At 61.0% G+C, this 26,198-nt stretch carries 21 protein-coding genes; 10 read left to right on the top strand and 11 right to left on the bottom strand.

The features are described 5' to 3' along the window. Positions 1–609 (top strand): class I SAM-dependent methyltransferase (locus tag VII69_09780; protein HEY5095393.1); only part of this gene is annotated, 609 nt, incomplete at its 5' end. 304 nt (positions 610–913) lie between these two features. Continuing rightward, complete coding sequence (locus VII69_09775; GenBank protein ID HEY5095392.1) at positions 914–2,143, top strand: S53 family peptidase; 1,230 nt, start codon at positions 914–916, stop codon at positions 2,141–2,143. 217 nt (positions 2,144–2,360) lie between these two features. On the opposite strand, the gene VII69_09770 is transcribed toward VII69_09775, so the two are convergent. Then, complete coding sequence (locus VII69_09770; GenBank protein ID HEY5095391.1) at positions 2,361–3,461, bottom strand: redoxin family protein; 1,101 nt, start codon at positions 3,459–3,461, stop codon at positions 2,361–2,363. 122 nt (positions 3,462–3,583) lie between these two features. On the opposite strand from VII69_09770, the gene VII69_09765 reads away from it, so the two are divergent. Together VII69_09765 and VII69_09760 are read left to right on the top strand one after the other, a co-directional pair. Next, entirely contained in the window at positions 3,584–4,153 is a 570-nt protein-coding gene (locus tag VII69_09765) for a GNAT family protein (protein ID HEY5095390.1), read from the top strand. Between the two features lie 45 nt (positions 4,154–4,198). Then, positions 4,199–5,323: a permease gene (locus VII69_09760; protein ID HEY5095389.1), complete on the top strand. Its 1,125-nt coding sequence runs from the start codon at positions 4,199–4,201 to the stop codon at positions 5,321–5,323. Positions 5,324–5,560: 237 nt separating this feature from the next. Here VII69_09760 and VII69_09755 read toward each other — a convergent pair whose 3' ends face one another. From VII69_09755 to VII69_09745, 3 genes are all read right to left on the bottom strand, one after another. Further along, positions 5,561–6,688 carry a multicopper oxidase family protein gene (locus VII69_09755; protein ID HEY5095388.1) on the bottom strand — a complete coding sequence of 376 codons (1,128 nt, stop codon included), beginning with the start codon at positions 6,686–6,688 and terminating at the stop codon, positions 5,561–5,563. Between the two features lie 12 nt (positions 6,689–6,700). Then, positions 6,701–8,617, bottom strand: coding sequence for a cytochrome c (locus tag VII69_09750; protein HEY5095387.1), 1,917 nt, complete (start codon positions 8,615–8,617; stop codon positions 6,701–6,703). 104 nt (positions 8,618–8,721) lie between these two features. Then, complete coding sequence (locus VII69_09745; GenBank protein HEY5095386.1) at positions 8,722–9,357, bottom strand: hypothetical protein; 636 nt, start codon at positions 9,355–9,357, stop codon at positions 8,722–8,724. Positions 9,358–9,818: 461 nt separating this feature from the next. Between VII69_09745 and VII69_09740 the strand changes: the two genes are divergently transcribed. The 3 genes from VII69_09740 to VII69_09730 all read left to right on the top strand — a co-directional run bounded on the left by VII69_09740 (position 9,819) and on the right by VII69_09730 (position 12,600). After that, complete coding sequence (locus VII69_09740; protein HEY5095385.1) at positions 9,819–11,354, top strand: sialidase family protein; 1,536 nt, start codon at positions 9,819–9,821, stop codon at positions 11,352–11,354. 136 nt (positions 11,355–11,490) lie between these two features. Then, on the top strand, positions 11,491–12,201 hold the full coding sequence (locus VII69_09735; GenBank protein HEY5095384.1) for a VIT1/CCC1 transporter family protein: 711 nt from the start codon (positions 11,491–11,493) through the stop codon (positions 12,199–12,201). A 24-nt stretch (positions 12,202–12,225) separates the two neighbouring features. Next, a complete protein-coding gene (locus VII69_09730; protein HEY5095383.1) occupies positions 12,226–12,600 on the top strand; it encodes a TolC family protein in 375 nt (124 codons plus the stop codon). A gap of 204 nt (positions 12,601–12,804) precedes the next feature. Here VII69_09730 and VII69_09725 read toward each other — a convergent pair whose 3' ends face one another. From VII69_09725 to VII69_09695, 7 genes are all read right to left on the bottom strand, one after another. After that, positions 12,805–14,046 (bottom strand): hypothetical protein, encoded by a 1,242-nt coding sequence (locus VII69_09725; protein HEY5095382.1) that lies wholly within the window; start codon positions 14,044–14,046, stop codon positions 12,805–12,807. A gap of 371 nt (positions 14,047–14,417) precedes the next feature. Beyond that, the gene (gpmI, locus tag VII69_09720; GenBank protein HEY5095381.1) at positions 14,418–16,061 is read right to left on the bottom strand and encodes a 2,3-bisphosphoglycerate-independent phosphoglycerate mutase; all 1,644 of its coding nucleotides are present in this window, start codon (positions 16,059–16,061) and stop codon (positions 14,418–14,420) included. Further along, positions 16,054–16,809 carry a triose-phosphate isomerase gene (tpiA, locus tag VII69_09715; protein ID HEY5095380.1) on the bottom strand — a complete coding sequence of 252 codons (756 nt, stop codon included), beginning with the start codon at positions 16,807–16,809 and terminating at the stop codon, positions 16,054–16,056. The genes gpmI and tpiA overlap by 8 nt, the downstream gene beginning before the upstream one ends. Then, positions 16,809–17,999 (bottom strand): phosphoglycerate kinase, encoded by a 1,191-nt coding sequence (locus tag VII69_09710; protein ID HEY5095379.1) that lies wholly within the window; start codon positions 17,997–17,999, stop codon positions 16,809–16,811. Before VII69_09710 ends, tpiA begins: the two co-directional genes overlap by 1 nt. Before the next feature lie 6 nt (positions 18,000–18,005). Then, positions 18,006–19,019, bottom strand: a complete 1,014-nt coding sequence (gene gap / locus VII69_09705) for a type I glyceraldehyde-3-phosphate dehydrogenase (protein HEY5095378.1) — start codon at positions 19,017–19,019, stop codon at positions 18,006–18,008. Between the two features lie 131 nt (positions 19,020–19,150). Continuing rightward, positions 19,151–20,143 carry a DNA-binding protein WhiA gene (whiA, locus tag VII69_09700; GenBank protein HEY5095377.1) on the bottom strand — a complete coding sequence of 331 codons (993 nt, stop codon included), beginning with the start codon at positions 20,141–20,143 and terminating at the stop codon, positions 19,151–19,153. Between the two features lie 24 nt (positions 20,144–20,167). Next, complete coding sequence (locus tag VII69_09695) at positions 20,168–21,682, bottom strand: LuxR C-terminal-related transcriptional regulator (GenBank protein ID HEY5095376.1); 1,515 nt, start codon at positions 21,680–21,682, stop codon at positions 20,168–20,170. Positions 21,683–22,260: 578 nt separating this feature from the next. On the opposite strand from VII69_09695, the gene VII69_09690 reads away from it, so the two are divergent. The 3 genes from VII69_09690 (at position 22,261) to VII69_09680 (ending at position 26,062) form a co-directional block, all read left to right on the top strand. After that, positions 22,261–23,325, top strand: coding sequence for a hypothetical protein (locus tag VII69_09690; GenBank protein ID HEY5095375.1), 1,065 nt, complete (start codon positions 22,261–22,263; stop codon positions 23,323–23,325). 510 nt (positions 23,326–23,835) lie between these two features. Beyond that, positions 23,836–24,930 carry a hypothetical protein gene (locus VII69_09685; protein ID HEY5095374.1) on the top strand — a complete coding sequence of 365 codons (1,095 nt, stop codon included), beginning with the start codon at positions 23,836–23,838 and terminating at the stop codon, positions 24,928–24,930. An 85-nt stretch (positions 24,931–25,015) separates the two neighbouring features. Next, positions 25,016–26,062, top strand: coding sequence for a hypothetical protein (locus tag VII69_09680; protein ID HEY5095373.1), 1,047 nt, complete (start codon positions 25,016–25,018; stop codon positions 26,060–26,062). Positions 26,063–26,198 lie beyond the last annotated feature (136 nt).

Below are 26,198 nucleotides of genomic sequence, written 5' to 3'. Positions count from 1 at the left end.
GGCTTCGACATTTCGGAAACGTACATCGACTATGCACGTGAACGAACGAACGATTCGCGCGCGACGTTTGCGGTAGCCGACGGGCAAGCGTTCACCTGCGCCGATGCCACCTACGACGTGGCAGTGGCCGGACTTTGCCTGAGCGCGATGCCCGATCAGCCGCGCGCGGTCGCCGAGATGATGCGGGTCGTGAAGCCCGGCGGCATCGTGGGAGCGTATGTATGGGACTTCGGTGGCAAGATGCAAATGCTGACGCATTTTTGGGAAACGGTCGAAGCGCTCGATCCGGGCTCGCAAGATTCCGATATCGACCCACAGTTTGCCATCTGCAAGCCCGAACCGCTTGCCGAATTATTTCGGAGCGCGGGTTTGCACGACGTCGAGGTGCGCGCCATCGATGCGCCCACAGTGTTCAAGGATTTCGATGACTATTGGAATCCATTTCTGACCGGCAAAGCCCCGGCACAGCAGCACACCGCGTCGCTCTCGACCGAACGCCGCGAGCTATTGCGCGATCGTTTGCGATCCACTCTGCCGGTTTCTCGAAACGGATCGATTCTGCTTATCGCTCGCGCATGGGCTGTGAAAGCAAGAGTTCCGCACGCTTAGCCGGTTTTGTAGGAGGGCAAGCATCGCTTGCCCATAGCAGAATCGGTTTATATGAAAAGCTGATAACTGATAGTTGATAACTGAACGGCACTTCTATATGACAGAGATCAACTAACCTTTAAATTGAAAATCAGACCGCTTCGTATGAGTCGCAAGTCCTATCAACGTGGGGATTATTTCCGCATGAGTGGGCGAGCAGTTGGTGAAGCCGTAACAGGACCAACTCGATGCATCATTGCGATCATACTCTAAGCAGGATGCGCGCATCGTCGGTCACCTTTTATTCTGAGGAGGAATCACACTAATGAGGGCAATTTTCCGGCCCGTGTTCGGCATTGCGTTCGCCGCGCTGTTGGCGGGCTGCAGTCACGGTATGAGCGGCGTCGCGCCGAATACCGGTGCGATGAACAATCCTGCGTCGACACATCAGGTATCGAGTCACGCTCTGTACGCAGGCGCGCTCCGTCCGGATGGTTCGGGCGAAGTTTGCGCTCAGGCGCTGTCTGGCCACGCGAGCTGCATGGCTCTCGTGCGGCTCAACGGGTTTGGCCAAATCAACCCCGACTTCAGCGGCTATGGCCCGACGGATCTGATCTCAGCCTACAAACTGCCGGCCGCTCCGCCGTCAGCGCAGACAGTCGCGATCGTCGACGCGTATGACGATCCGAATGCAGAAGCCGATCTGGGCGTGTATCGTTCGCACTACGGTTTGCCCGCGTGCACCACGTCCAACCATTGCTTCAAGAAGGTCAACCAAAACGGCCAAACCTCTCCGCTCCCGACCTCCAACGTCGGATGGGCCGAAGAAGAGTCGCTCGATGTCGACATGGTTTCGGCCATCTGCCCGACCTGCAAGATCATCCTCGTCGAGGGCAACGACAATTCGTTCAACAACCTGGCGCTGTCTGTTGACGAAGCCGCGATCCTGCACGCGAATGCGATCAGCAACAGTTACGCGGGCGGCGAGTCCGGCGGCTCGTCATTCAACTCGCACTACAACCACCCAGGTCACATGATCACGGCAGCTTCCGGCGATGGCGGCTTCGGCGTGCTGTTCCCGGCTAGCTCTCCGCACGTGACGGCAGTCGGCGGAACGCACCTCACAGTGGGCGGCGGAACGCGCGGCTGGACTGAAACCGTTTGGGGCGGCGCCGGCAGCGGTTGCAGCACCGTGTTCAGCAAGCCGGCATGGCAGCACGATCCGTTGTGCTCCAAGCGCATGGAAGCTGACGTTGCTGCGGTTGCTGACCCGAACACGGGCGTGGTCGTTTACGACTCGTTCGGCATTTCTCCAGGCTTCTACATCTTCGGCGGCACCAGTGTCGCGACGCCGATCATCGCCAGCGTCTACGCGCTTGCGGGCAATTCGGCTACCGTGCATTATGCGAAGCGCGGCTACACCCATACAGCCAACCTGTTCGACGTGACATCCGGAAGCAACGGCTCCTGCGGTGGCACATACGAGTGCACCGGCAAAGTCGGATATGACGGACCCACCGGAAACGGCACGCCGAACGGAGTCGGCGCGTTCTAACACCTACCCCCCGACAACGGAGTGGGGCAAGCATCGCTTGCCCCACTCCTATTTGCCCGACTTATGTAGTAGGCGAGCATCGCTCGCCCAAATTCTTTGGTGTGGGAGGGTGAGCAACGCTCACCCATTTTTTTGCGATGGGCAAGCGATGCTTGCCCTCCTACGGGATTGACGGGGCAAGCGATGCTTGCCCTACTACATTTGCCCTCCTACGGGATCAGCGGGGCACCTCGCACGACTCGAACGCGAAGCTGTAGATGCCGGCCCCGAATCGCTGCGGAAGCAAGCGCAGATCGTGCTGCCCGAATTTTGCGTTCGCGAGCAATTCGAAAGCGCGCGCCGCACCGACGGTCACGTATGACATGCCGCTCGAATCGTACTTTATGTCGCTCCCCGCGTCTTCGCGAGCGATGGGCTTGCCGTCTTGCGTGACGTTTACCCGGACCGAATCACCGGTCTCCGGCTTCATGACCGCGACTACTTGGATGGCATGATAGTGCAGGCTGAGCGCGCTGTCGTTGCCGCCCGAGATCATGGCCTGACCCTGCGGACCGGCGTGCCAGTACCCCTGTAGATAGACACTCCCGTCGCTGTGATTGGTGCCGCTGTCAACGTAGTTCGTGTCGCCGGGCCCGCTGTTCAGCGCGCCGGCATTTGCGATCATCTGACCATGCCACGGCCCGACGTACGTTTCCGCAGTCTGCGGATAACAGACAGCCCCTGGTTTGTCGTAGCTGTCTTGCGGCAGGAGCGCCATCACCGATGGAAACTTGAGACTCGGCGTCGCCGCCTTGAGCAACGATTGGATCTTCGCCTCGGTCGACTGGTAATTGCCCTCACCGGCTTGGCTTTCGACAAGATTGCCCTGCTGGTCGTAAAGGTACTCTTTCGGCCACGCATCGTTTTGGTAGCGCTTCCAGATCACGTATCCATCGTCCAATGCAACCGGCCATTTTATTCCGAGCCGTGCAACCGCAGCGGTGACGTTCTTCGTGTCTCCGGAGAATCCGAATTCAGGCGTGTGTACTCCCACGATGACCAATCCGTCGTCGTGGTAGCGATCGTACCATGTCTTCATGTACGGCAGCGTGCGAAGACAATTGATGCACGTGTATTCCCAAAAGTCGACGAGCACGACTTTGCCATGCAGGTCCGCCGCGGTCAACGGCTTGCTGTTGAGCCAGCCCACGGCACCGTCGAAGCTGGGAATGCCGGCCCCGCTCGGTGCGGGAGCCGCGGCGATTCGCGAGGATGCGCCCGGTGCCGCGAGCAACAGCGCGGCGGCGGCGATGACGAAGCGAGATCCGAGGAACTTCATTGACGGTCGGGACCTCCGAATTCATAAGAGCATCGAGAAAATTTGACAATCGACCATTCGCCCCTGCGATAACGTTATTCGCGCCACGTTCGGTTCGCGCTCAGGGTGCAACGGCGCTGCGTGTGCGAGGACGCATTCGAAGGCAATCGGGGCAGCGTTGCGAATCCGCCTCGTCAATTGTGGAACTAGATTGCGGCATCTGTCGCGTTCGCTCATGGCGGTCAACCGATCGCGACGTTCTCGCCCGCCACGCCGACAATCCGAAGGTGGCCGTGAATCTTCGCGATCGTTTTCCGAACCCGTACACGCTCGCCGATGCCGACGCGTGGCTCAAGCTCGCGTCCGAAACCCAGCCGGAGACGAACTTCGCGATCGAGCTGGACGGCGCCGCGGTAGGCGGCATCGGCTTCGAAATCCTCGACGACTTCGATCGATGCTCGGCGGAGATCGGCTATTGGCTCGGCCAGTCCGTTTGGGGGCGTGGCCTCGCCACGGCCGCATTGCGGGCCGTGACGGACTACGCATTTGCGAATCATAGCCTGACGCGCATCTTCGCCATACCGTTCGAGGGCAACGCGCGCTCGCGGCGCGTGCTGGAAACGGCCGGCTATGCGTTCGAGGGCATCATGCGGCGCAGCGTGCGGAAGCGAGGCATCGTCATCGACGCTGCGTTGTATGCGGTCACCCGTTAACGGAATGGAGCAAAGCGGACGCAGTGGAATGCAACACATAGCTTGATGCCTATCGTTCACTTCATCGGCCAATGGCTCTACGCATCGTTTGCGATGTTCTGGGCCGTGCTTTGGTCTTTGCTCTTCGGCTTTATGATGTCGGCGATGGTGCAGGCGTACGTGCCCAAAGGAGGCATGGCCAAGCACCTTGGTCGCGCGGGCCTTCGTGAACTCGGGCTGGCGACGGTCATGGGCGCGGCAAGTTCATCGTGCAGCTACGCCGCCGCCGCCACTGCAAAATCGCTGTTCAAACGAGGCGCCAATTTCACCACCTCGATGGTCTTCATGTTCGCCTCTACGAATCTGGTCATCGAACTCGGCTTCATTCTATGGCGGCTGCTGGGCTGGCCGTTTGTCATAGCTGAATGGATCGGCGGGATCGTGCTGATCGCGATCTTTGCAATTCTAGCGAAATTTTTCATTCCGGCCGACATGGCCGAAACAGGCCGCACGCACGTAGAAACCGAGTCGACGCATCAGCACGATCACGGCGAAATGCTCGCACCGGGCAACAGCCTTTGGCAAAAACTCCGATCGGGCGAGGGATGGCGCTACGTCGCGCACTATTTCGCGATGGACTGGTCCATGCTGCGGACAGACCTCATCCTCGGGTTCTTGATCGCCGGCTTTCTGGCGGTCGCCGTTCCCGTGACGTGGTGGCAGCATCTGTTCATCACCACCGGCTCCGCCCCGGTCCGGATCATCGAAAATGCGCTCATCGGACCGGTCATCGCATTCTTGAGCTTTGTTTGCTCGATCGGCAACGTGCCGCTTGCGGCTGTGCTGTGGAGTGGCGGCAGCACGTTCGGCGGCGTCATCGCCTTCCTCTATGCCGATCTCATCGTGTTGCCGCTCGTCGACATCTATCGAAAATACTATGGCTGGCCGCTCGCGCTGCGAATGGTCGCCGTATTCTATGCGTCGATGGTGATCGCCGGCATCGTGGTTGAATGGGCGTTCTCGCTACTACATGTGATCACGCGTCCGCCGGGCAACCTTTTGATGGCAGTCGAGCACATCGGCCTCGACTTCACCGCCGTTCTCAACATATCGTTTCTAGTTATCGTGGCCGTCTTGCTTTGGTGGGGCGGCCGCGATCGAAACGAGCCGGCGCCCGACGCTAAATTGTGAGATCTGTGGGGCCGATGTTTATCATCGGCCTCGTTTTTGAGTACTAGGGTGAGCAGCGCTCACCCATGGGCAAGCGATGCTTGCCCTCCTACAAGAAACGGGGCAAGCGATGCTTGCCCTAGTACACCTGCCCTCCTACAAATACAGAAACGGGCAAGCGATGCTTGCCCTAGTACACCTGCCCTCCTACAAATACAGAAATGGGCAAGCGATGCTTGCCCTAGTACACTTGCCCTGCTACCCCTGCATCATCGCGGGGAGCCCGAAGCCCTCGTATTGCACGACGGTCATCAGCCCGCTCATCACGTCGTGATTGTCGACCATGTGTGAGATGATATGACAGTGAAGCGGCCACACGCCTGGATTATTGGCTAGAAAGTCGATGTCGATGGTCTGCCCGGGCTGAACCGGAATGGTGTTCATGATGGCCGGCCGTTCAAGTGGACTGCCGTCTTGCGCGATGAAGCGGAACCAGTGGCCATGGAGATGGATGGGATGCGCCATGTTCGTCAAGTTTGCGAAGCGCACGCGCACGAGATCGCCGGTTTTGACCTCGATGGGTTTCGTGGCGGGAAAAGTCTTGCCGTTGAAGCACCAATACTCCACCATGTCCATGCGATCCATCGCATCGCCCATGTCGGGCTTCGGATCGGCCGCTGCGTTCGAAGCCATCGAAGGCATCAGCATGCTGTTCGCGAGCACCGCTTGCGCCTCCACGTTTCTCGTCTGCTCCCATTCCATGGAGCTGATGAAGATCGGCACATCCGAAGCATAACGTGGTTCGCGACCGGACGTCTGCGGATCGACCACGAGCATGCCTGCCACCGCTTGAAGTTCCAAGTCGTTGTAGTGGCTGTGGTACATATACGTTCCCGCTTGCGGCGCGGTGAAGCGGTAGACGAAAGATTGGCCGGGCTCGATGGCTTGTTGCGAGATCATGCCCGCGCCATCCATCAGAAAAGGAACCGGCACGCCATGCCAATGGATGGTGGCCGCCATCGTCAAGCGGTTGATCACGGTTACGGAAACGTCGTCGCCTTCGGTGGCGCGCAGCGTTGGTCCGGGCGACAATCCGTTGACCGCACGCACCGGCACGGAGTGGCCGGGAAGCGGTTCGGCGTTGGCGGTGGCCAAGGTGAGCGTGAACGTCTTCGTGCGGCCGGTTCGCGAGATGGCGTGCGGAGGCCGCAGTGCCGGCAACGCGCGCAACGCGGCGGTGGTCAGCCGGTCTAAGTCTCCGCCGCCGGAAGCTACTGCATATTGCTGCGGCGCGGTGACGCCCGCCATCGCGATGCCCGCCTTTGCCATGGCAGCGCCGAACGCGCCCGCCGCACCCATCTTCAAGACATCACGTCGATTGATCATGCGTTCCTCACATCACGGGTGTGGCTGCAGCGCCGCTCCAACGGGCGCGCTTTGTGTATCGAGCACTTCGAGGTATGCAGCTAAGTCCGCGATTTGTTTGTCGCTGAGTTTGATCCGCGGCATCGGCGGCGCCGGAGCCTTGATCTGCCATGCGAAATAACTCGGACTGTCCGTCTTCGCGAGACCCTGGAGCCGCGGACTGTCGGCGCCCACGCCTCCCGCGCCGTGGCAGCTTGCGCAGTTCGCGCCGAAGAGCGCCGCGCCGCTCACCGGATCGCCGGCCTCCACACCTGGGAAGTAGCCGTGCGTTCCTGCGTTCACCGGCGTTTGATCGGGTTGGCGCATCGGCGGCGCCATTCCCATCGACATCCCTGCCATTCCGCCGGCCGGGTGTTCTTTGGCGATATCGGCGGCGACCGCGTGCCCCGGCGTCAGCGAATCCACATACGCGACAAGGTCCGCGATCTCATCGTCGCCGAGTTTGAAGTCAGGCATCGGCGCACGCGGATGCTTGACGTAGTCGTAGATCTGCTCGGGCTGGAGCGACGTCGCCACGCCGATGAGCCGCGGACCGATGCCGCCGCCCGCACCGCCGGCGCCGTGACACTGCATGCACGAATGCGCAGTGAACGAGAGTGCGCCGCGGGTCGCATCGCCGTTCGCAAGCGTATGAGCCAGCGGCGACATTCCGCCGCCCATGCTCATGCCGCTCATCCCACTCATGCCGCTCATGTTCATGCCGGCCATCGTGCCCAAGTGCGGAGTGGCGATGATACGCGACTTGCTCCACGGCCCGGCCCATTCGAGCGCCATGCCCATCGTGGTGCCGGCGGTCGACTTGCGCCCCTCGATGGTGAACTTCGTGTTCGGTTCGATCTGATGGATGAGGTCGAGCGTGGCGCCGGCTTCGGGCGCGTCTCCATTTTGCGTATCCCAGCGAAGCACCATGAAGTTCTTGTGCGGCAACTCATATTGCGCTTCGAGGAATCCGCCGCGCGTGCGTGTGGCGACACCGATCCCCGTGGGATTTTCATCGTAACCGAGTTGACCCACAGCCTGGAACTGCAGCCCTTGGAATCCGCTTGGCCGGTACTGCAGATATAACGCCTCGCGGCTGAACGGGTCGAAGCCGCCTTCGGCCAGCGGAGAAAATCCGCGAACCAGGCCAAGACCGTAATTCAGCGGCGCATCGCTCATGGTCATCAAGTTGAAGTCGACGCTGTGATCGTGATCGCCGGTGAGTTGGAATGCGCCCTTGCCGATGAGATCGTTGCCGCCCAAGACGCTGAGGCCGTACATGAGCGTGCCTTGCATGTTCGACATCGTGACGCCCCAGTGGCTGTCGTCCTCGTTGAAGTCGTTCTCGCCCACCGTGTTGCTCGTGGTTTCGTACGGGGATAGCGTGATGCGGTGCGCGGGCATGAAGGGGAACGGCGTGTGGAACTTGCCGAACTGCAGCGAACCGGTGCCCCCGAAAAGATTATTGTACGCCATCCACATCTGATCGGTGCCGCCGATGAAGCCCCCGTCGACGACGTGCTGCTCGACGTAGTACGTGAAATCTTTTCCTACAAAGCCGCCCGATAAGAAGCCGAGATTATCGGTGTGGAGCTTCGGCACGCCGTCATCGGGCAGCGAATCGAACTCTTCGGCGAAGACCAGCGATGTGAAGCCGGGGCTGTGCGCCGCATCGTGCGGCAGCATCGAGAAGTTCGACATCATGACCATCATGCCGTAGTTCGTCATGCCGGGAAAAGTGGAATGACATAGATCGCACGACGCACCCGTCCGGATCGCGAACATCGGAATGGCCTGCGCAGGCTCCGGCTTCATGAATCCCACCGCCCATACACACGCCGAAATGCTCGTCATCAATGTGAACAGGACGCCAACGATGCGGACGCCCCGATCCTCCAAAAACCTAACCATCTACTTCGCTTCTCCACCAAATCATGCACGAGATAGCGTCCGTGTCGGCAGTTTCAGCACGACATCAAACGCAATGTCCGCGATAAGCGTAAGCGGCAGGCCGCTTACGCTGCGATCGACGGTGGAGGCCGGTTGGCGAAGCGAAGTGCGAGCGGGGCAGGGCGGACGGCCGAGCCTGAAGCGCGATAATGTTGCAGCGTCGTGGCCGCGGGCGATGGGCGCGAGCGTCGCCGGACTGTCGGCAAGAGCAGGCCGCGGATCCGCGACTCTGCCCGAACGACCGCGTGCGCGACGGCGAAGAGCAGCCAAACGATGGCCAGCGCGCAAAGTGCGTGGATCGGAATTCCAACGAAGAGCGGCGCGCCTAGTGCTGCCGCCGGCCCAAGCGAGTGCCCGAATTGGAGGATTTGCTCGGCGGCTTCGAGAGCGATGATCGCGCCGAGCTGCACGCTGGCGACCACGGCGAAAGCTCGCCGAGGACCAATAGCGGTGATCGTGCGGTGCAGAGCGGCGAGCCACGCCTCGCTGCCGCGCACGCCGGATGTGAAAGCGCAGGCGAGTGCGACGACTCCGATGATCCCGCCGGCGACGGCGGCGGTCAGGACAGCGGCGAACATCGCATCGTGCCGGTATGCGAGATAAGGCCCGTCGATCGCGCCCAAGGCGCTGAGCGACCAGACCAAAACGTGACTAAGACCGGCGGAGCAGAAACCTGCGACGACCAGCGACAGGACAGCCATGGCGGTCCGAAGGTGGTTCACGGGCGTTAGATTGGATGAGGCAAGCCCCCGGCCCTTGGCGCTATTATCTCTCGAGCACGTCTATGATCTGTCCGACCGGGTTGTCTTGCTCTTGCATCGATGTGGCTCCATATCGTGGCACCTGCAGGCAGCAGGCGTTTCTAATTGGCCTTGACGTCGCCGGTTCCTAGCTTCGTTGCATACGTATGCATTTGGTATTGAATCGTCCAGCAGGCCCGGCGAATGAAAAACAGTCGCGATTGTTTTCCGGCGTAGCTCTCCGGATTTCGTCGGCAGTCGCGATTGCCAACTTCGGAAATCCCGGTAACGCGCCCGCCCCAGACCCCCTGAGCCGGGACAGGCAAAACTTGATGGCCGCCCGGAAAGTGTTTCGAGGTGCTCTAGAAGAATCTGGATGCCGAGAAGCAAGCACCTCGCTATGAGATCAGAAGGAAATCAACATGATCATTGCCGCCTTGGCATTGACGGGCTTGATGCAGTTTCAAGCCGCGCCGGCCAACGACTTCCAGATGACCACCGCATTGCAACAGATCGCGGGCACCTCGAACTACGCCAGATACGTCAACTACGCTCCAAGGATCAACATGCGCAGCCCGGTATCCGGCAGCGTTTTGATCGCGCAGGCCATTCGTGCGGGAAAATTGCGGATTCCATATGCGATTCGGCCCCAAGTGTCTCCCGACAACTTAAATTGTTCGCCCGTGCCGTGCACGACGCCCAACGTCCAAGCGTCTAACGGTGGCAGTCCCGCCAACGAAACACCCATCACCGTAGACCCGAACAACTCGATGCATTTGCTTTCCGGAGCCAACGATTACAACTGTTCAGCCGTGGAAGGCTTCTATGCATCGAGCAACGGCGGATCGACCTGGAACCACACCTGCATGAACGTGCTTTCCGGCGCCAGCGGCGACGGCGATCCCGGCGTGGGTTATGACACGAACCACGTCGCCTATATCACCGCCATCGACGCCATCGGGTCTGGGAGTGTGATTGCGTTCGAAAAGTCGACAAACAATGGAACGACATGGTCGGCGCCCGCGCAAGCGGTCGTTGGAATCTCTCCGTGGACTTTCGTCGACAAACCCTGGACGCAGATCGACGACACGCCGACGAGCCCAGGAAAAGACGACATCTACATCTCGACAACGGAATTCGATCCGTCTTCGAACTCGATCATCGCCGTGGGCCACTCCACGGACCACGGTAGCACCTGGCACAACGTCAAGGTCGACAGCGCTGTGTATCCCGTCGTCGACCAATTCAGCGACCTCGCGATTGGAAAAGACGGCACCGTCTACGTCACCTGGATGCGTTGCTCGGCCACCGGCCCAACCGGGGACTGCGGCGGAACCACATCCATGATCATGTTCGCGAAGTCCACAAATGGCGGCGTTTCTTGGTCGGCGCCGGTCCTCATTGCAAAAGCTCCTCTCGCTCCGGACTCCTGCGGAGCGTTCTACGGCTGCCTGCCCAACACGAGCGAGCGGGTCAGCAACGTTCCAGCCGTCGACGTCGACCGTTCGAGCGGGAACTTTGCCAACCGGCTGTATACCATCATGTACAAGTGGAACGGAACGAGATTGATCGTCTACGTCTCACACTCAGGGTCCGGCGGCTCGTCATGGAGCACTCCCGTGCGAGTGGCGCCCGGAGCCCCGAACGATGAGTTCTTCCCCTGGCTCACGACAAGCTCGACTGGCACGGTGGGCGCGACGTGGCTCGACCGGCGTCTCGATCCTTCAAACATCAACTACGATGCCTTCGCCTCAACTTCTGCCAACGGCGGCGTCTCGTTCGCCGCGGGAGCGCGCCTCTCCACCGTCTCGTCTAATCCGTTCAACGACGGATTTGGCAGCGGATTCATGGGCGACTACACGGGAGACATCTGGAGAGGAAACACACTGTTCGGCTCGTGGACGGACACGCGGTCTGGCACCACGGGTCAAGACGAAATCGGCGGCTTGAAGATCTAACCGATTTCCAAAACTAGACACAGTTGATCCTCGCGTTTACGCCGCAAACGAAAGTTCGCGGCGTATTTTTTTTGTCTACCTCCGTGGTTTGTAGGAGGGCGAGCATCGCTCGCCCATAAACCGTCACGCAATAATAATGAAGAGACAGCCTATTCCCAGACGAGCGCATATCGAGGAGCATTTCACTGCTTCGAGTACGGTGCGCGATATCGTCATCGGCATGTCCGACGGGCTCACCGTACCGTTCGCTCTCGCGGCCGGTATAAGCGGAGCGATCGCGGCGTCGCACATCGTCCTCACGGCCGGCGTCGCAGAGCTTGCGGCGGGCGGCATCGCGATGGGGCTCGGTGGATATCTTGCGGCGCGCTCCGACGTCGAACATTATGCGAGCGAACGCAGGCGCGAAGCCAAAGAAATAGACGATGTTCCGGATGAGGAACGAGCAGAGATAGAAGCGATCATACGCTCGTATGGCGTGCAGGGTGACGCACTGAGGGTGGTAACGACCGCTATCACCTCGGACAAAGAGCGATGGATCGAGTTCATGATGCGATTCGAGCTAGGTCTTGAGAAGCCCAACGCCATGGAAGCTCCGATGAGTGCACTGCGCATCGGCGGCTCCTATGTCGTGGGCGGCGTTCTTCCGCTCGCGCCATACGTCGCATTTGCCGATGCCGGCCATGCGCTTCCGTATTCAATCGGAGTGACCATGGTGGCGTTATTTATCTTCGGTGCGGTGAAAGGTAATTTCACCGGTGTTTCCTGGGCGCGCTCAGCGCTCCAAACAACGCTAATAGGCGGGATAGCGGCTGCAGTCGCCTTTTTCTGCGCGCGCTTGATCGCCTAGCTGCGACAAGCGGTCTGTGGGGTCGTGAGCGTCGCTCACATTCTCGGCTCGTATCAAGGCCTTCGGTCGGCGCAGGTCGCGGAATCGACCGCCGCATTCGACAAGGCGCAAGTCGGCTACGAGCGTGCATCGCTGACGGCGCGAGGCGACGTTGCGAACGCGTGGCGCGCGCTGCAAGCCGCGCGGATCAACCTCGGGACGGCCGAACTCGCGCTCACATCAGCCCAGGAGAACCTGCGCGTCGCTCGTCTGCGCGAGCGCGCGGGCAAAGGGATAGAGTTGGAGACGCTTGACGCGCTTTCAGTGCTCGCGTCCGCCCGCGAGACCACGTTGACGGCACAGGCTCGCCTCGATCTCGCAGTCGCCGGGCTGCACCACGCCGCCGGTGATCCACTCTAACGTTCAAGGAATCCATTCAAGGAGCACATAGAATGAAGAATCTCGTCGTGTTCGTCACAATCGCGCTGACTCTGATGGGCTGCGGATCGGGCGGATCCTCCTCGTTGTCGCCGACGACATTGGTCCACGACGCCATCATAGCGTCGCCGGCTTGCGGCGACGCTTCGTGGCGCCGACCTTTATGGTCGGCCGGAACGATGATCCCTATTGTTTTGATTTCGGAACGTGGTGTAGCGTGGCCAGATGTGGCAGTTGGTGCGACGGCGCGCGTCCGGGAATCATAGAGGCTGTCGTCGACCTGAACGGCTGCGCTACGATGCGGTAGCTAAAAGCCGCCTCCGAGCGTCCGCCCTGACTTTCCCGCACGATAAAGCCGGCGGGCGTTTTTTGCGTAACGTAGAGGCCGCGCGTGTCGCCTTCCGGCGTGATGAATACCATGTACGTATACCGCGAATCGATCGCGCTGGCAAATGCGCGCTTGATGCTTACGTAGGTCTGGCCAGCGGTCAACTGCGCTTCGCCAAAGTCTTCAACATTCGGTGTGCTCGACATAGTCGCGTAGGTGGTAACTTTTTGCCCGGCCGTGTCAAACGCATTGACGAAGCTGTGTGCGAACACAGTTCCATTATCCTGGACCTGAAATTTGAGGTTGCTTCCGCTATCGAATCCGTTGACGAGGACGCCTGTGCCCGCGAGATCCTGAACGACAAGAGCGGCAGCATCGGTCGCGTTGCCGAAGCCGACGACGCCGGCTCCAAACGTCCCTTCGCCGAATCCGGCAATACCAGCCACGCTTCCAGCTCCGACAACGCCGCGGCTCGGAGCGATACCGCCCGCGTCCAAAGCGTCTACATCCGAATTTCCTACAACCGTCTCACTGCCCGCAACGCCGACGTTGCCGCCGTTATCGACGGTGAAAACGTCGAGGCCCCCGGAGCCGTTCCCGACAAAGAGCGGACCGCCGAAACCGTTCGCGCGGACGGCAATCGTGGAGGAGTTATTTTCTCCTTGGACGCCGGCGTTCGACGTGTTGCTTGAGGTGGATATACCCTCGACGCCAATGAGGGAAGTCGAGTTTCCCAAGACACCAATGGACGACGTCGAAGCCCCGACGACGCCGAGGCCGTTTGCAGACGTTCCAATCACGCCGGGGCCCGTGCTCCCCTGACCCGTTACTCCCGTGCCGTTCAAGGTCGCCGTTCCGATCAGGCCCGAACCAGCGGATGATGAACTTGTATTGATACCGCGCAGACCCGGACCCGTGCCGGCGTTGCTGTAGGCTTTACACGGCGCCGATTGAGTGCAGTGAGTGACGGTGAACGGACCCACAATAGCGGAGCCGCCAACCGCAAAAGCCGGCCGAAGGGCGAGTCCACCCGCCAGAATCCCGGCCGAAGCGACAATTGCCGCCGTCGTCAACGCCGGACGTAAGGATGTAATATGCATTAATTCTCTCCTCTATAAATTAACGGGCCAAAAACGAACGCGCCCCCGGGCGAAATCCGCAACGGCCGCGAAGCGGAGAGCTTAACATATCGCCGTCCAAACTCCGTGCGCGCAGCGTCGAGTAAAAGGTCCCTGACGCGGGACGCCATGGTTAGGACAAGCGGGCTAATTTAGGCCGGACGGCCAAACGCGAGGTCTTCGGTGCGATGGTATACATGGTGGATTCTTTACCGCGCGCACTCTTTTGCTCTCGGTGACCCCGCGAGCCCGGCGAGCAGCCTCATTCGAGATGCGGCCGGCAATCTCTGTGGCGTCGCCGCCGGCGGCCCGTGAGGGCACGGCTATGTGTACGAGCTCAGCCCCTAGCGAGCTCAGCTAAGCAGCGAGTGGCAGGTCATCTCGGGCGGTTGCGCCAGGTCCATCAACGCCAAGATCGTCGGCGCCACGTCGCAAAGCGCGCCGCCGGACTTGAGTTTGGTCACACCCTTCGCGCCGACAACTACGAACGGCACCGGGTTGATGGTGTGGGCGGTCAATTCCGTGCCGGTCGCGAGGTCGATCTTTTCTTCGGCGTTGCCGTGGTCTGCGGTCACGATCAAGATGGCGCCGGCCGCGCGCACCGCATCTTCGAGTTGTCCCAAGCAGTTGTCCACGACGTGCAGTGACTCGATGATCGGTCCCCATTTGCCAGTGTGGCCCACCATATCGGGGTTCGCGTAGTTCATCACGATCAGCGCGAATTTGCCGGACTTGACCGCCGAGAGCGCGGCTTCTGTTATTTCTCTCGCGCGCATTTCCGGTTTCTTGTCGTACGTGCCGACATCGCGTGCGGAAGGAATGAGCACGCGCTCTTCGCCTGGGAACGGCTGCTCGCGGCCGCCGCTAAAGAAATACGTGACGTGCGCGTATTTTTCCGTCTCCGCCAGACGGAGTTGCGCGAGCCCGGCATCTGCTACGATCTCGCCGAGCGTGCGATGCTCCAGAATTTTGCCGAACATGACCGGATTGGTGAACGTGGCATCGTACAGCGTCATGATCGCGAAGACGAAATCGGAGAAATGTTCGACGGGGAATTCTGTGAAGCTCGGATCGGAGAAGGCGCGCGTGAGTTGCCGCGCACGATCCGGACGGAAGTTGAAGAAGAGGCATGCATCGCCGTCCACGATTGGGTTGCCAATCATTGTAGGTAGCACGAACTCGTCGTCCTCGCCGCGCGCGTAGGCGGCTTCCAATCCGGCTGCCGCCGAATCTGCCGTCAGACCTTTGCCGCGCACGAGCGCATCGTACGCTTTTTCGGTGCGGTCCCAGCGCTTGTCGCGATCCATCGCATAGAAGCGCCCGCAGATCATCGAGATGGCGGCATTGCCATTTTCGCGGCATTTCGCTTCGACTTCCGCGAGATACGGTCCGGCGCTTCGGGGTGGCGTGTCGCGGCCGTCTAAAAATGCCGCGATCCGCACCGGCACACGCGCCTCTTTTGCGGCGTCCATGAGCGCGAAGAGGTGTCTCATCGACGAGTGCACGCCGCCGGGCGAGACCAAGCCGAGCAAGTGCAGCACGCCGCCGGTCCGCTTGACATGCGCGAAGCATTGCTGGAGTGCAGGGTTGCTCGCAAAGACACCGCGATTGATGGCATCGTCGATCCGCGTTGTGGTCTGCAGCACCACACGGCCGGCGCCGAGATTCAAATGGCCGACTTCGCTGTTGCCCTGCTGCGCCACCGGCAACCCGACGCTCTCTTCGGCGGCGCGGATTTCCGTGTAGGGATTATTTTTGGCGAGGGCGTGCCAGCGAGGCATGCCGGCGGCGGCGATCGCGTTGCCGCGCAGTTCCTTGGAGCAGCCGAAGCCGTCGAGTATGCAAAGGACGACGTGGGGATGGGCAAGCGATGCTTGCCCTAGTACGGGATCGGATTTTGGATGGGCAAGCGATGCTTGCCCTAGTACGGGGGCTTGCGCGGGATGGGCAAGCGATGCTTGCCCTAGTACGGTTTGCCCTAATACCTTGTCAGGCATTGCCCAGGCCGTTGCTGATGAGGGTGAGGAATCCGGCAGGGTCGAGGCTGGCGGAGCCGATCAATCCGCCATCGATGTCGGGCTGCGCGCAACAAAGCGTCGCGTTGTCGGCCTTCATAGATCCGCCGTACACCACGCGCGCGTCAGCGAGGCCGCCGGCGGATTGCCGGATGAGTGAAATCGTGCGGTTGGCGTTGTCCGGTGAATCGGTCATGCCCGTTCCTATGGCCCAGATCGGTTCGTACGCCACCACGAGCGCCGCGCGCTCATCGTCTTCGAGATGCCCCAGCCCATCGTTCACTTGCTGCATGACGCGCTGTAAGGTGAGGCCGGCTTTGTGTTCGTCGAGCGATTCGCCGACGCAGACGATCGGCGTGACCCCGACCGCGAGCAACGCCGAAACTTTCTTGGCGACCGTCTCGTCGGTCTCGCCGAAATGCTGGCGCCGTTCCGAATGTCCGACGATGCAATAGCCGCAGCGCATCGCCTTGAGCATGGCAGCGCTGATCTCGCCGGTGAACGCGCCCTCTGCCTGCCAGTAGCAATCCTGCGCGCCGAACGCCACCGGGCTGCCCGCCAACGCGTCGGCCACTGCTTCGAGGTCGATGAACGGCACGCACAACACGATGTCCGCGCGCTGGCTAAGAGTCGCGGCCGCCGGCGCGAACGCGTGTAGGTAGTCGCGCGCCTGCGACGGCGTCTTGTACATCTTCCAGTTGGCCGCGAAGAGCGGCCGGCGCGCGCTCACTACTGCGCGGAGTTGCGCAGCGCCGTGACGCCCGGCAAGTCGCGTCCTTCGATATATTCTAGTGTGGCGCCGCCGCCCGTGGAGATGTGCGTCATCTTCGCCGCGAACCCGAGTTGATGCGCCGCCGCGGCAGAATCGCCGCCGCCCACCACCGACATGGCTCCCGAGTCCACGATCGCCTGACCGACGGCTTCGGTCCCGGCTGCGAACGCATCGTTTTCGAAGACGCCCATGGGGCCGTTCCACAGCACCGTTTTCGCGTGCAAGATGATGCCGCGATAGTGCTCCGCGGTCGTCGGACCGATGTCGAGGATCATCTCGTCGGGCGCGACCTTGCTCACCTCGGCGAAATGCGTGTCGACGCCTTCCTTCAGTTCTACCGCGACGACGGCGTCGCTCGGCAAATGCAGATGCGCCTTCACATGTCCGGTCTTGAGCTTCGCGAGCACCGCGCCGGCGGGACCGAGGTCGGCATCGCGCAACGATTTGCCAACGTCGATGCCCTCGGCGGCCAACAGCGTGTTCGCCATTCCGCCGCCGACGACGATCTGATCGCACAGTTCCAGCAGCCGCTCGATCACCGCGATCTTGTCGGCCACCTTGGCCCCGCCGAGAACGGCGACGAACGGCCGGTGCGGATCGGCGAGGATGGAATCGAGCACGTCGAGTTCGCGGGCCATGAGCGGACCCATGTACGATGGAATGTAGGCCGCGATGCCCGCCGTGGACGCGTGCGCCCGGTGCGCGGTGCCGAACGCGTCGTTCACGTACAGGTCGCCGAGCGCCGCAAGCTGCTTGGCAAAGCCCGGATCGTTTGCTTCCTCTTCCTTATGAAAGCGCACGTTTTCGAGCATCAGCACGTCGCCGTCGTTCATCGCGTCGATGGCCGATTCGGCCGCTGGGCCGACACAATCCGTGGCGAGCTTCACCCGCAAGTCCAAGATGTCGCCGAGACGAGAGGCAACGGGCGCGAGGCTCAACCCCTCGACGACCTTGCCGTCGGGCCGGCCGAGGTGCGACAGCACGATCACCTTGGCCCCGCGGTCGCTCAAACCGCGCAGCGTGGGCGCGGCTGCAAGGATGCGCGTGTCATCGGTGATGTGGCCGCCGTCCAGCGGAACATTGAGATCTTCGCGGACCAGCACGCGTTTGCCGCGCACATCGGCGTCCGCTAAGCGACGTTCGCTCACTTCAGCTCACGCGGATTTCTTCAAAACAAATGCCGCGAGATCGGCCAAGCGACACGAGTAGCCCCACTCGTTGTCGTACCAGGCGATCACTTTCACGAGATTGCCGCCGACGACCAGGGTGGAGAGCATGTCGACGATGGACGAGCGAGAGTCGCCGCGGAAGTCGGTCGAGACGAGCGGCTCGTCGGTGACGCCGAGGATGCCGTTCATGCGCGGGGTTTCCGACCACTTGCGCATCATCGCGTTGACGTCGTCCTTGGTGGTGGACTTCTCGGTCTCCACCACGAGATCGATGACGGAGACGGTGGGCGACGGCACGCGCAGCGAGAAGCCGTCGAGCTTGCCCTTCATCTCGGGAATCACGAGATAGATGGCCTTGGCCGCGCCGGTGGTGGTGGGGATGATGTTCAGAGCCGCCGCGCGCGCGCGACGCAAGTCCTCGTGCGGAAAGTCGAGCAGGCGCTGGTCGTTTGTGTACGAGTGGATGGTGGTCATCGTGCCTTTGACGATGCCCAGCTCATCGAGCAGCACTTTGGTGGGCGGCGCCAAACCGTTGGTGGTGCACGACGCGTTTGAGATGATGAAGTGCTTGGCGGGGTCGAACTTGTCGTCGTTCACACCAAGCACGATTGTGATGTCTTCGTTCTTTGCAGGGGCGGAGATGATCACGCGTTTTGCGCCGGCGTCGATATGCGCTTTGGCTTTTGTCGCATCGGTGAAGAAGCCGGTGGACTCGATGACGAGGTCCACGCCGAGCGCTTTCCACGGCAGCTTTGCCGGATCGCGCTCCTGCACGAGCTTGATCGTGGTGCCGTCCACCGTGAACGAGTCTGCTGTGTGCGTGACGGTTCCGGGATACCTACCGTAGGTGGAATCGTATTTGAAGAGGTGTGTCGCGGTCTTGGCGTCCCCGAGATCGTTGACGGCCACCACTTCGATGTCTTTTTGCCGTTCCATGATGGCGCGGAAAGCCTGGCGGCCGATGCGGCCAAAGCCGTTGATGGCGATGCGGAAAGCCACGTGTGCGAACCTCCAAAAGGTGCGAAGCGTGCGTCTCCTCGATTTTACCCGCGCGGCCACGCCCGAACCTGCAACAACCCGCGACCTCAGCCGTAGCCTCGCCGACTTTAGTCGGCGAGAACGTCCTTCTATTACTTGCGCATACTCCGCTTGCCGCTGCCGGCAAGGCGTTCCAGCGCGCGCAGACGATAGCCCATCGTGGCTTTTGTCACGGCCGGCTTCGTCCGCTTGGCTAGTTCCGCAAGCGTGAGATCGGGATGCGCTACGCGCAGCCGCGCCGCTTCGCGAATCGGCGGCGTGAGCATCTTCAATCCTGCTTTTCCCAAAAGCGCGACGGCTGCTTCGCGCTGACGCGCGCTCGCGGCGCCGGCCCGCGCCGCATTCGCGGTCTCGGCGTTCACGGCGCGCCGGATGACATTTTTCGTCTCGCGCCGCGCGCGCAGATCGTCGAGGATCAGAACGGCATTCGTCGCGCCCATTTGTGCGAGCAAGTCGGCCACGGCCTGCACGCCCTTGACGTACACGAGCGCGCGGTGACGGCGCCGCGTTATGCCCGCATCGATGCGTAAGTCGGTCAACCCTTGCGTGAGCGCGCGCGCTGCGGCGTCGTCGCGGCAGTACAACTCGAGGTGATAGCCGCGCGCCGGATCCGATACCGATCCGCACGCCAAGAACGCGCCGCGAAGCCACGCGCGACGGCAGCAACTGCGGGCGGGCGGATTCAATCGCGTGGAGAGCGGCGCATCGCAAGTCACGGTGACGATGTTGCCGTCGTGAAAGCGCGTGCCGGCCACGTGCGTCGCGTGCGCGATGATCCCCACGGTTTTCGCCGCCTTGAGCGCCGCGCGCGCGATCGCGCCGCGCTCGGTGCGGACGATGAGCGACCGATGGGCAAGCGATGCTTGCCCTAGTACGGGCGATTTCCCATGGGCAAGCGATGCTTGCCCTAGTACGGGCAATTTCCCATGGGCAAGCGATGCTTGCCCTAGTACGGGATGTCGTCCATGGGACGCGGCCCCGATTCTGGCCGAAAAGCCGGCGAGCGAGCGCAAGAACACCGCAGGACAGCACTCGCGCTCGAAGCGCGCGCGCGCGATCTCATCCTTGGCGTCGGCGGAGAACATGCTGCGGTTACCGGGGAAAACGCCTCAGCGGGCGATGGACTCGAGGACGCGCTCGTCCTTTATGCAGCGCACGATAAGCTCGGAGCGAGTAGAAACTCCGAAGAGCCGATAGAGCACACTAAGATAGTTGCGCACCGTGTTGATGCTGAGTTTCAGATGCGTGGCGATTTCTTTGCGCGACCGGCCCTCCAGCACGAGGCGCATGAGGCGCCGCTGTTCGTCGGTCATGAGTGGATCGTGGCCGCGCTGCGGAAGTACCGGCGCTTGGAGAGCGGGCTCTTCGCCAGTGGTCAATTTCGCGATGGTCTTAAGATCGTGCTCGACTTCCATCGCGCGCCATTCGTAGCCGATGGATTCCCAGTCGGTCTTGACGCTCGCAAGCGCATCTGCCGCGCCGGCCTCACCCATCGCACCCGCCACAACGGCTTCGACATGCCTGCGGTAGATGCCGGCGCGGGGATCTCCCCGCAACGCGCTAAGGCCGCGGAATTTCGCGCTCTCGCCGAACTGCAACACGAAGCGTCGCGCCCGGCTCCCATTGCCCGAACGTGCAAGCGCGAGCGCCAACTGCAATAGTGCGAGACGCGATTCGCCTTCCACAAGATTCCAATTGACGTGCTCGGCTGAGGCGCACGCGAACTGGAGAAACGCGCGCGCGCCGTGCGGCTCGCCCATGGTGGACGCCGCTGCCGCGCAATCGGCGAACGCGAGCACGGCCCACGCGCTGCGCGGCGCCAGATCGGCGGCGCGCACGAAGTGGAGGAACGCGGGCTCCGCTTGACCGCGGCGGGCGAACGCCAATCCGATGTGGCGAAGCGTTTGAAAATGTTCTTCAAGCTCGCCCGTCGTCCACGGAAACTCTTCGACTTCGCCCGCAAGCCGCTGCGCATCGCCCGCCGCAAGTTCGGCGACGCCGATGGCGGATGCGTGCAAGAGCGTGGCGTGGAGGTGCGCGTCTTTGTTCCGGCAATGACGCAGGACGGTGAGCGACTCGCCGAATGTTTTTGCGCCGTCGGCATAACGCTGCTCGGCCACGTAGGTCCAACCGACGAGCGACAGCGCGCGTGCGTAGATGATGTCTTCGGCCGGATCCAGCGCCGGTGCGAGTACCGCGCGCGCTTCGTCGCTGCGGCCGTCTTGCCAATGCTCGAGCGCGCGATAGTATGCCAATTCCGCGCAAACGCTTTTGTGCGGGCGCAGCCGTTCGGCTTCATCGAACAATTCGTGTGCGAGCGCAGGTTTGCTCAGGCGCGAGGCCGCGCTTCCTGCGAGCATGAGGTACGTGGCGCGCGCGTCGTGTGTGGCGTGTTTCGATGCGGTGAGGTGCAGCCATGTCTCTGCTGCTTCGATTCGATCGAGCCGCAGCAACGCGCGCGCGCGGACGAGCACGCTCTCTGAAGTCTGCGCGTCGAATGCGATATCGTCGAGTTCGCGCAAACACGCGGCGAAATCGCCGTCAGCCCACAACCGAATAGCAGCCGTGATGCTATCGGGTCTAGCATCCGGTTCGAGACGGTGAGCTTGATGTTTGCCTGTCATGAGTAAATGCTAACGCGCGCGATGATGATCATTGTTATTACGATCCCGCGCCGTGTCGCGGAGGCGAGGTCGGCGTGGGGTGAACGACCGTGCTGCCCACTGGACCGCCGCCACTTACGCCTGCCGGATCTGCGTCCGCGGGCGGGGGGTGCATGAAAAGTCGCACCTGATGGGACGAACCTGAGCCAAATCCATTCGCTAGGCTGAACGCGACGAAAACTGATACGGCAAAAGCGAGAAACTGTGACACAGCGCACTCCATTTCCCGGAATTTGAAACCGCGTTCGCTGGGGAGCCATATGCCTCATTGAGACAAAAGTACCTGTCTAGCACGTAGTATTCCACGGCGGTAAGCATAAAGTTCTAAATATACTCGGGCAGCATTATTCTCGGAGGATTACGTAGCCGCCGACGCGCACCCAGGCCCAAGCGTACCTCACCGTTCGGGAAGGTTGCTTCTCAGCCATCGTCCGCAAGCATTTACAACGATGCTCGCAAAACAATGGCGATTTCTCGATAAAGCGGTTATCCAGGGCGCTACTTTAGTGACTCACTTAAAGTCGAGGAGAGAAATCCAAATGCGTATTCCCACCCCAATCCAAGCGCTGAGCGCAGCGGCAGCATTAGCGCTGCTTGCTGGTTGCTCCAGCGGCTCGGCGATCGCGCCGATAGGCTCCGCGCTGCAAGGCCATCACAGCGTGATGAACAGCGGCCGCATCCCGGCAGCGGTATCCCCGAGTACCCTCTTGAAAGTGCAACAGTTTGGGACCCACCCGAACAACAAGGTTGGCTTCAATGCCTGTCCGGCCGCCGGCACCCTGATCTACATGTCCGACTTCAACCTTGGCGTCGTCAACATCTACAAAGGCGGAAACACGTCGCCGCTCGTTCTTTGCGGACAGCTCACAGGATTGGCGAATCCCCAAGGCATGATCGTCAAGGCCGGCAACCTCTACGTTGCCAACACCGGCGGCCTCGACGTCTTGGCCTTTCACAGAGGCGCGACGACGCCGTTCATAACCTACACGGATCCGAGCTGCAGCGGCCAGTTCACCGTTGACGTCACGGTCTCGAGCGACAACATCGTGTACGCATCAAACATCTTCGGTGGCAGCTGCGAAGGTTCGATCTCCGCGTGGAACAAGAACTCCGGCGCATTGATCGGCAACATGCAGAATCCCGACGGTAACGAAACGTTCTTCCTGACAATCCAAAACAACGGCACCATGTACTATGACGATCCCACCGGGCTGTTCAAGCAAACCTGCACCGCTGGCAGCTGCAACTCAAACAGCAACACCGGCGCAACGTTCACGTTCCCCGGCGGCGTTCGTTCGGAAGACGGCGAAGACCTCGCTCTGGATGACCAGGGCAACGGCAGCACTACCGGCCCAGTGACCACGTTCGAACCGCCGGCCTTCGGCAGCGGCGGCGTCTGCAACCACGCCGGTACTGACGACGTCAGCTTCGACGTCAACCACTCGCAACACCACATGTTCCTCGCGGACGCTGGCCTCGACCAACTGACCGAGCTCAAGTACACGAACACGACGGGCGCTTGCGCTCCGAAGGGTTCGATTGCTGGCAACACCAGCGGTCTCCCGATCGGCGTCGCCGTCGATCGTGCAGAGAACCTGCAGTAATCCAGCAACCGTCGATTCGTAAATCGACAAAAAGGGCGGGCGCTTCGGCGCCCGCCTTTTCGTTTACTCGTTCTCTGTAGGAGGGCAAGCATCGCTTGCCCCGTCGTTTCGTACTAGGGCAAACATCGCTTGCCCCGTCGTTCTTACGTACTAGGGCAAGCATCGCTTGCCCATTCGTTTTTTTGTACTAGGGCAAGCATCGCTTGCCCCTCGTCGATCAACTAATCTAATCGTTTACACTGTCGATCGTCAAATCGACTAAGCGAGCGCTTTGATGGCCGCCTCTTCATTTTCGCTTGTCATATGGGAAGAAAGTTCTAAGTTCTTCCCGGCGGTTTTTTTCCCGGAGGATTCCGCCGGACCCGAAACGCAGAGTGGACCAAGCGTACCTCCCTCGTTCGGGAAGGCTGCTGTTCTGCTTTGTTTGCAAGCTACCGCTTGCAAAAAGTACGGTGATTTTCTCCGATCTTCCCGGAGTGCGCCCCCTTAATCGTTGAGGAGGAAACCCAGATGCGTTTTCCTACCACAATCCAAGCGCTGAGCGCAGCGGGAGCACTCGTATTGCTCGCCGGCTGCTCAAGCGGCTCGGCGCTCGCGCCGAAGATGCCCTCATCCACACAAAGTCACGTGCACAGCGTGAACGGTAGAAGCACTTCCGTTCTGAATCCGGTCGGAATGCTAAGAATCGGTCACGTCGCGCGACCCGGTTACCATGGCGCGAGCTACAATGCGTGCCCGGCCACCGGCATACTTGTGTACGTCTCCGATGCAGCCGACAACACCGTCAACATCTTCGCCGGCAATCTGGCCGGCCAATCAGCGTGCGGAATCCTCACCGGATTCGTCGAGCCGCAAGGCATCACGGTCCATGACGATAACCTCTACGTTGCCAATACCGCAGGAAACCCTAATGGCGGGGGCAATGTTTTGGCGTTCAAGAGAGGCGCAACGACCCCGTTCATAACCTACTCGGATCCAAGCAACGGCGGTAATTACCCGGCCGGCGTGACGGTCTCCAACGACAACGTCGTCATCGCTTCTAACATCATCAGCAACGCCGGCGTGGGCGGGCTCTCGACATGGAACAAGCACACCGGAGCCGTGATCAACAACTATCTGAACTCGGATGGCACCGAAACCTTTTTCGTGACCATCCAAAAGGACGGCACGACGTACTACGACGGCTTTAGCTCAGGCTTCGCCTCTGCAGTCATGTCGCAAGGCAGCTGCGTGGCCGGCGTCTGCGGCGCGTTCGCCGACACCGCTGCGTCGCTTCTCTTCCCCGGCGGCATCCGTTCGTCTAACAGCGAGAACGTTGACCTAGACGATCAAAGCGCCTCCGGCGGCGGAACCGTGAGCTCCTACACGTCTCCGAACTTCGCCACCCCCGTCGGCGTATGCACCGAAGGCGCAGTCGACCCGGTCACCATCGACATCAATCACTCGCAACACCACCTCTTCTACGCAGATGCCGGCCAGGGCCAGGCATTTGAAATGAGTCACTACAATCCGGGCGCCGGGAACGGCTGCACGCTGATGGGTAGTGTCTTCACGTCGGGCGGCGAACCGATCGGCGTCGCGATCGATACTCCGACCTCGAACTAAAGGAACAAACCGTCGATTCAGTCATCGACACGCGGGGCGAACGCTACGGCGTCCGCCCCGCTTCTGTATCGACCGGAGTCTTGAAATGCGTCCTGCAATCCCGGCACTCGTTCTGACTGCAGCCGCAACGCTAACGCTGCTTTCCGGTTGCGCCGGCGGACCGGCGTTCACGCCGAAACCGTACGTGCAGCAAAGCGTCGTGCGATCACCGATGACCCGCATTCCCGCGGCCGTGGGGCCGCTCGGCATGCTCAGCGTCCATCCGACCGTCGGCCATCATTTCAAAGGTTTCGATACGTGCCCCGCCGCGGGTCCCATCGAATACATCTCCGACTTCAACAACAATGTCGTCGAGATATTTGCCGGCAAATTCGCGGGTCAAGCCGCCTGCGGTCAAATCGCCGAGACGTTGCAAAGTCCGCAAGGGCTCTTTGTCGGGCCCAACGGCAATCTTTACGTTGCCAATACGGGCGCCGGCAACATCCTCGTGTTCCACAGAGGCGCAACGACGCATTTCACCACGTATACCGATCCGACCGGACAATATCCGGTCGACGTCACCGTGGCCCACGATAAAACCGTGATCGCGTCCAACCTATTGAAGCAAGACGGCAGCGCCGCGGGCTCGATCTCGACTTGGACGAAAAGCGGAACCTTCGTCGGCAATTACCCGATGGTCCACGACCTGGAAGGACTGTTCCTCACCGTGCAAGCGGATGGCACGTTGTACTACAACGACATCGACGCCACTTTGGGCCAGGGCCTTTTATGGACGGGCAGTTGTCCGGCGGGCGTATGTGGCAAGTTCACGTCGACCGGCGCGGTCAGCGTATTTCCCGGCGGGCTGCGTTCAGCGCAAAGTGAAGCGGTGGTTCAGGTCGATCAGATATTGCTCACCGTGACCACATTCCAATCGTTTCCGAATTTCACGTTCTGCGTCATCATCGGCAACGGCATCGTCGGCCCAATAGGCATGGACATAAACAAGTCTGAGAAACATTTGTTTTACGGAGATGCCGGTGGAGTAGGCGGCGAGATCAAGTATCCGACGTGCGCAGCCATCGGCACGGTTCCAATGCAAGCTGGCGCTTTACCGATTGGCGCAGCATCCGATCCGCACGAACCGCTCTAGCTATTTGTCAAGATTCGGTCGTCTCATATTGTTCGGCCGCATGATAATTTTTCTTCCAAAAACGCTGAAAAGATTCTGCTGCACATCGTATAGCATATGGTTTCGCATATGCGAAGGGGATGCGTTGGCCCAAATG

Source organism: Candidatus Eremiobacteraceae bacterium (assembly GCA_036511855.1).
GTDB lineage: Bacteria > Vulcanimicrobiota > Vulcanimicrobiia > Eremiobacterales > Eremiobacteraceae > JABCYQ01.
The sequence above is the reverse complement of the archived record's forward strand: the minus strand, read 5'-3'. Positions and strand labels throughout refer to the sequence as shown.

What these genes read in the sequence shown, in the direction of transcription:
- VII69_09775 (HEY5095392.1), top strand. Translation starts at nt 914, where the DNA reads ATGAGGGCAATTTTCCGGCCCGTGTTCGGCATTGCGTTCGCCGCGCTG.
- VII69_09770 (HEY5095391.1), bottom strand. Translation starts at nt 3,461, where the DNA reads ATGAAGTTCCTCGGATCTCGCTTCGTCATCGCCGCCGCCGCGCTGTTG.
- VII69_09760 (HEY5095389.1), top strand. Translation starts at nt 4,199, where the DNA reads ATGCCTATCGTTCACTTCATCGGCCAATGGCTCTACGCATCGTTTGCG.
- VII69_09755 (HEY5095388.1), bottom strand. Translation starts at nt 6,688, where the DNA reads ATGATCAATCGACGTGATGTCTTGAAGATGGGTGCGGCGGGCGCGTTC.
- VII69_09750 (HEY5095387.1), bottom strand. Translation starts at nt 8,617, where the DNA reads ATGGTTAGGTTTTTGGAGGATCGGGGCGTCCGCATCGTTGGCGTCCTG.
- VII69_09745 (HEY5095386.1), bottom strand. Translation starts at nt 9,357, where the DNA reads ATGGCTGTCCTGTCGCTGGTCGTCGCAGGTTTCTGCTCCGCCGGTCTT.
- VII69_09740 (HEY5095385.1), top strand. Translation starts at nt 9,819, where the DNA reads ATGATCATTGCCGCCTTGGCATTGACGGGCTTGATGCAGTTTCAAGCC.
- VII69_09735 (HEY5095384.1), top strand. Translation starts at nt 11,491, where the DNA reads ATGAAGAGACAGCCTATTCCCAGACGAGCGCATATCGAGGAGCATTTC.
- VII69_09725 (HEY5095382.1), bottom strand. Translation starts at nt 14,046, where the DNA reads ATGCATATTACATCCTTACGTCCGGCGTTGACGACGGCGGCAATTGTC.
- gpmI (HEY5095381.1), bottom strand. Translation starts at nt 16,061, where the DNA reads ATGCCTGACAAGGTATTAGGGCAAACCGTACTAGGGCAAGCATCGCTT.
- whiA (HEY5095377.1), bottom strand. Translation starts at nt 20,143, where the DNA reads ATGTTCTCCGCCGACGCCAAGGATGAGATCGCGCGCGCGCGCTTCGAG.
- VII69_09695 (HEY5095376.1), bottom strand. Translation starts at nt 21,682, where the DNA reads ATGACAGGCAAACATCAAGCTCACCGTCTCGAACCGGATGCTAGACCC.
- VII69_09690 (HEY5095375.1), top strand. Translation starts at nt 22,261, where the DNA reads ATGCGTATTCCCACCCCAATCCAAGCGCTGAGCGCAGCGGCAGCATTA.
- VII69_09685 (HEY5095374.1), top strand. Translation starts at nt 23,836, where the DNA reads ATGCGTTTTCCTACCACAATCCAAGCGCTGAGCGCAGCGGGAGCACTC.
- VII69_09680 (HEY5095373.1), top strand. Translation starts at nt 25,016, where the DNA reads ATGCGTCCTGCAATCCCGGCACTCGTTCTGACTGCAGCCGCAACGCTA.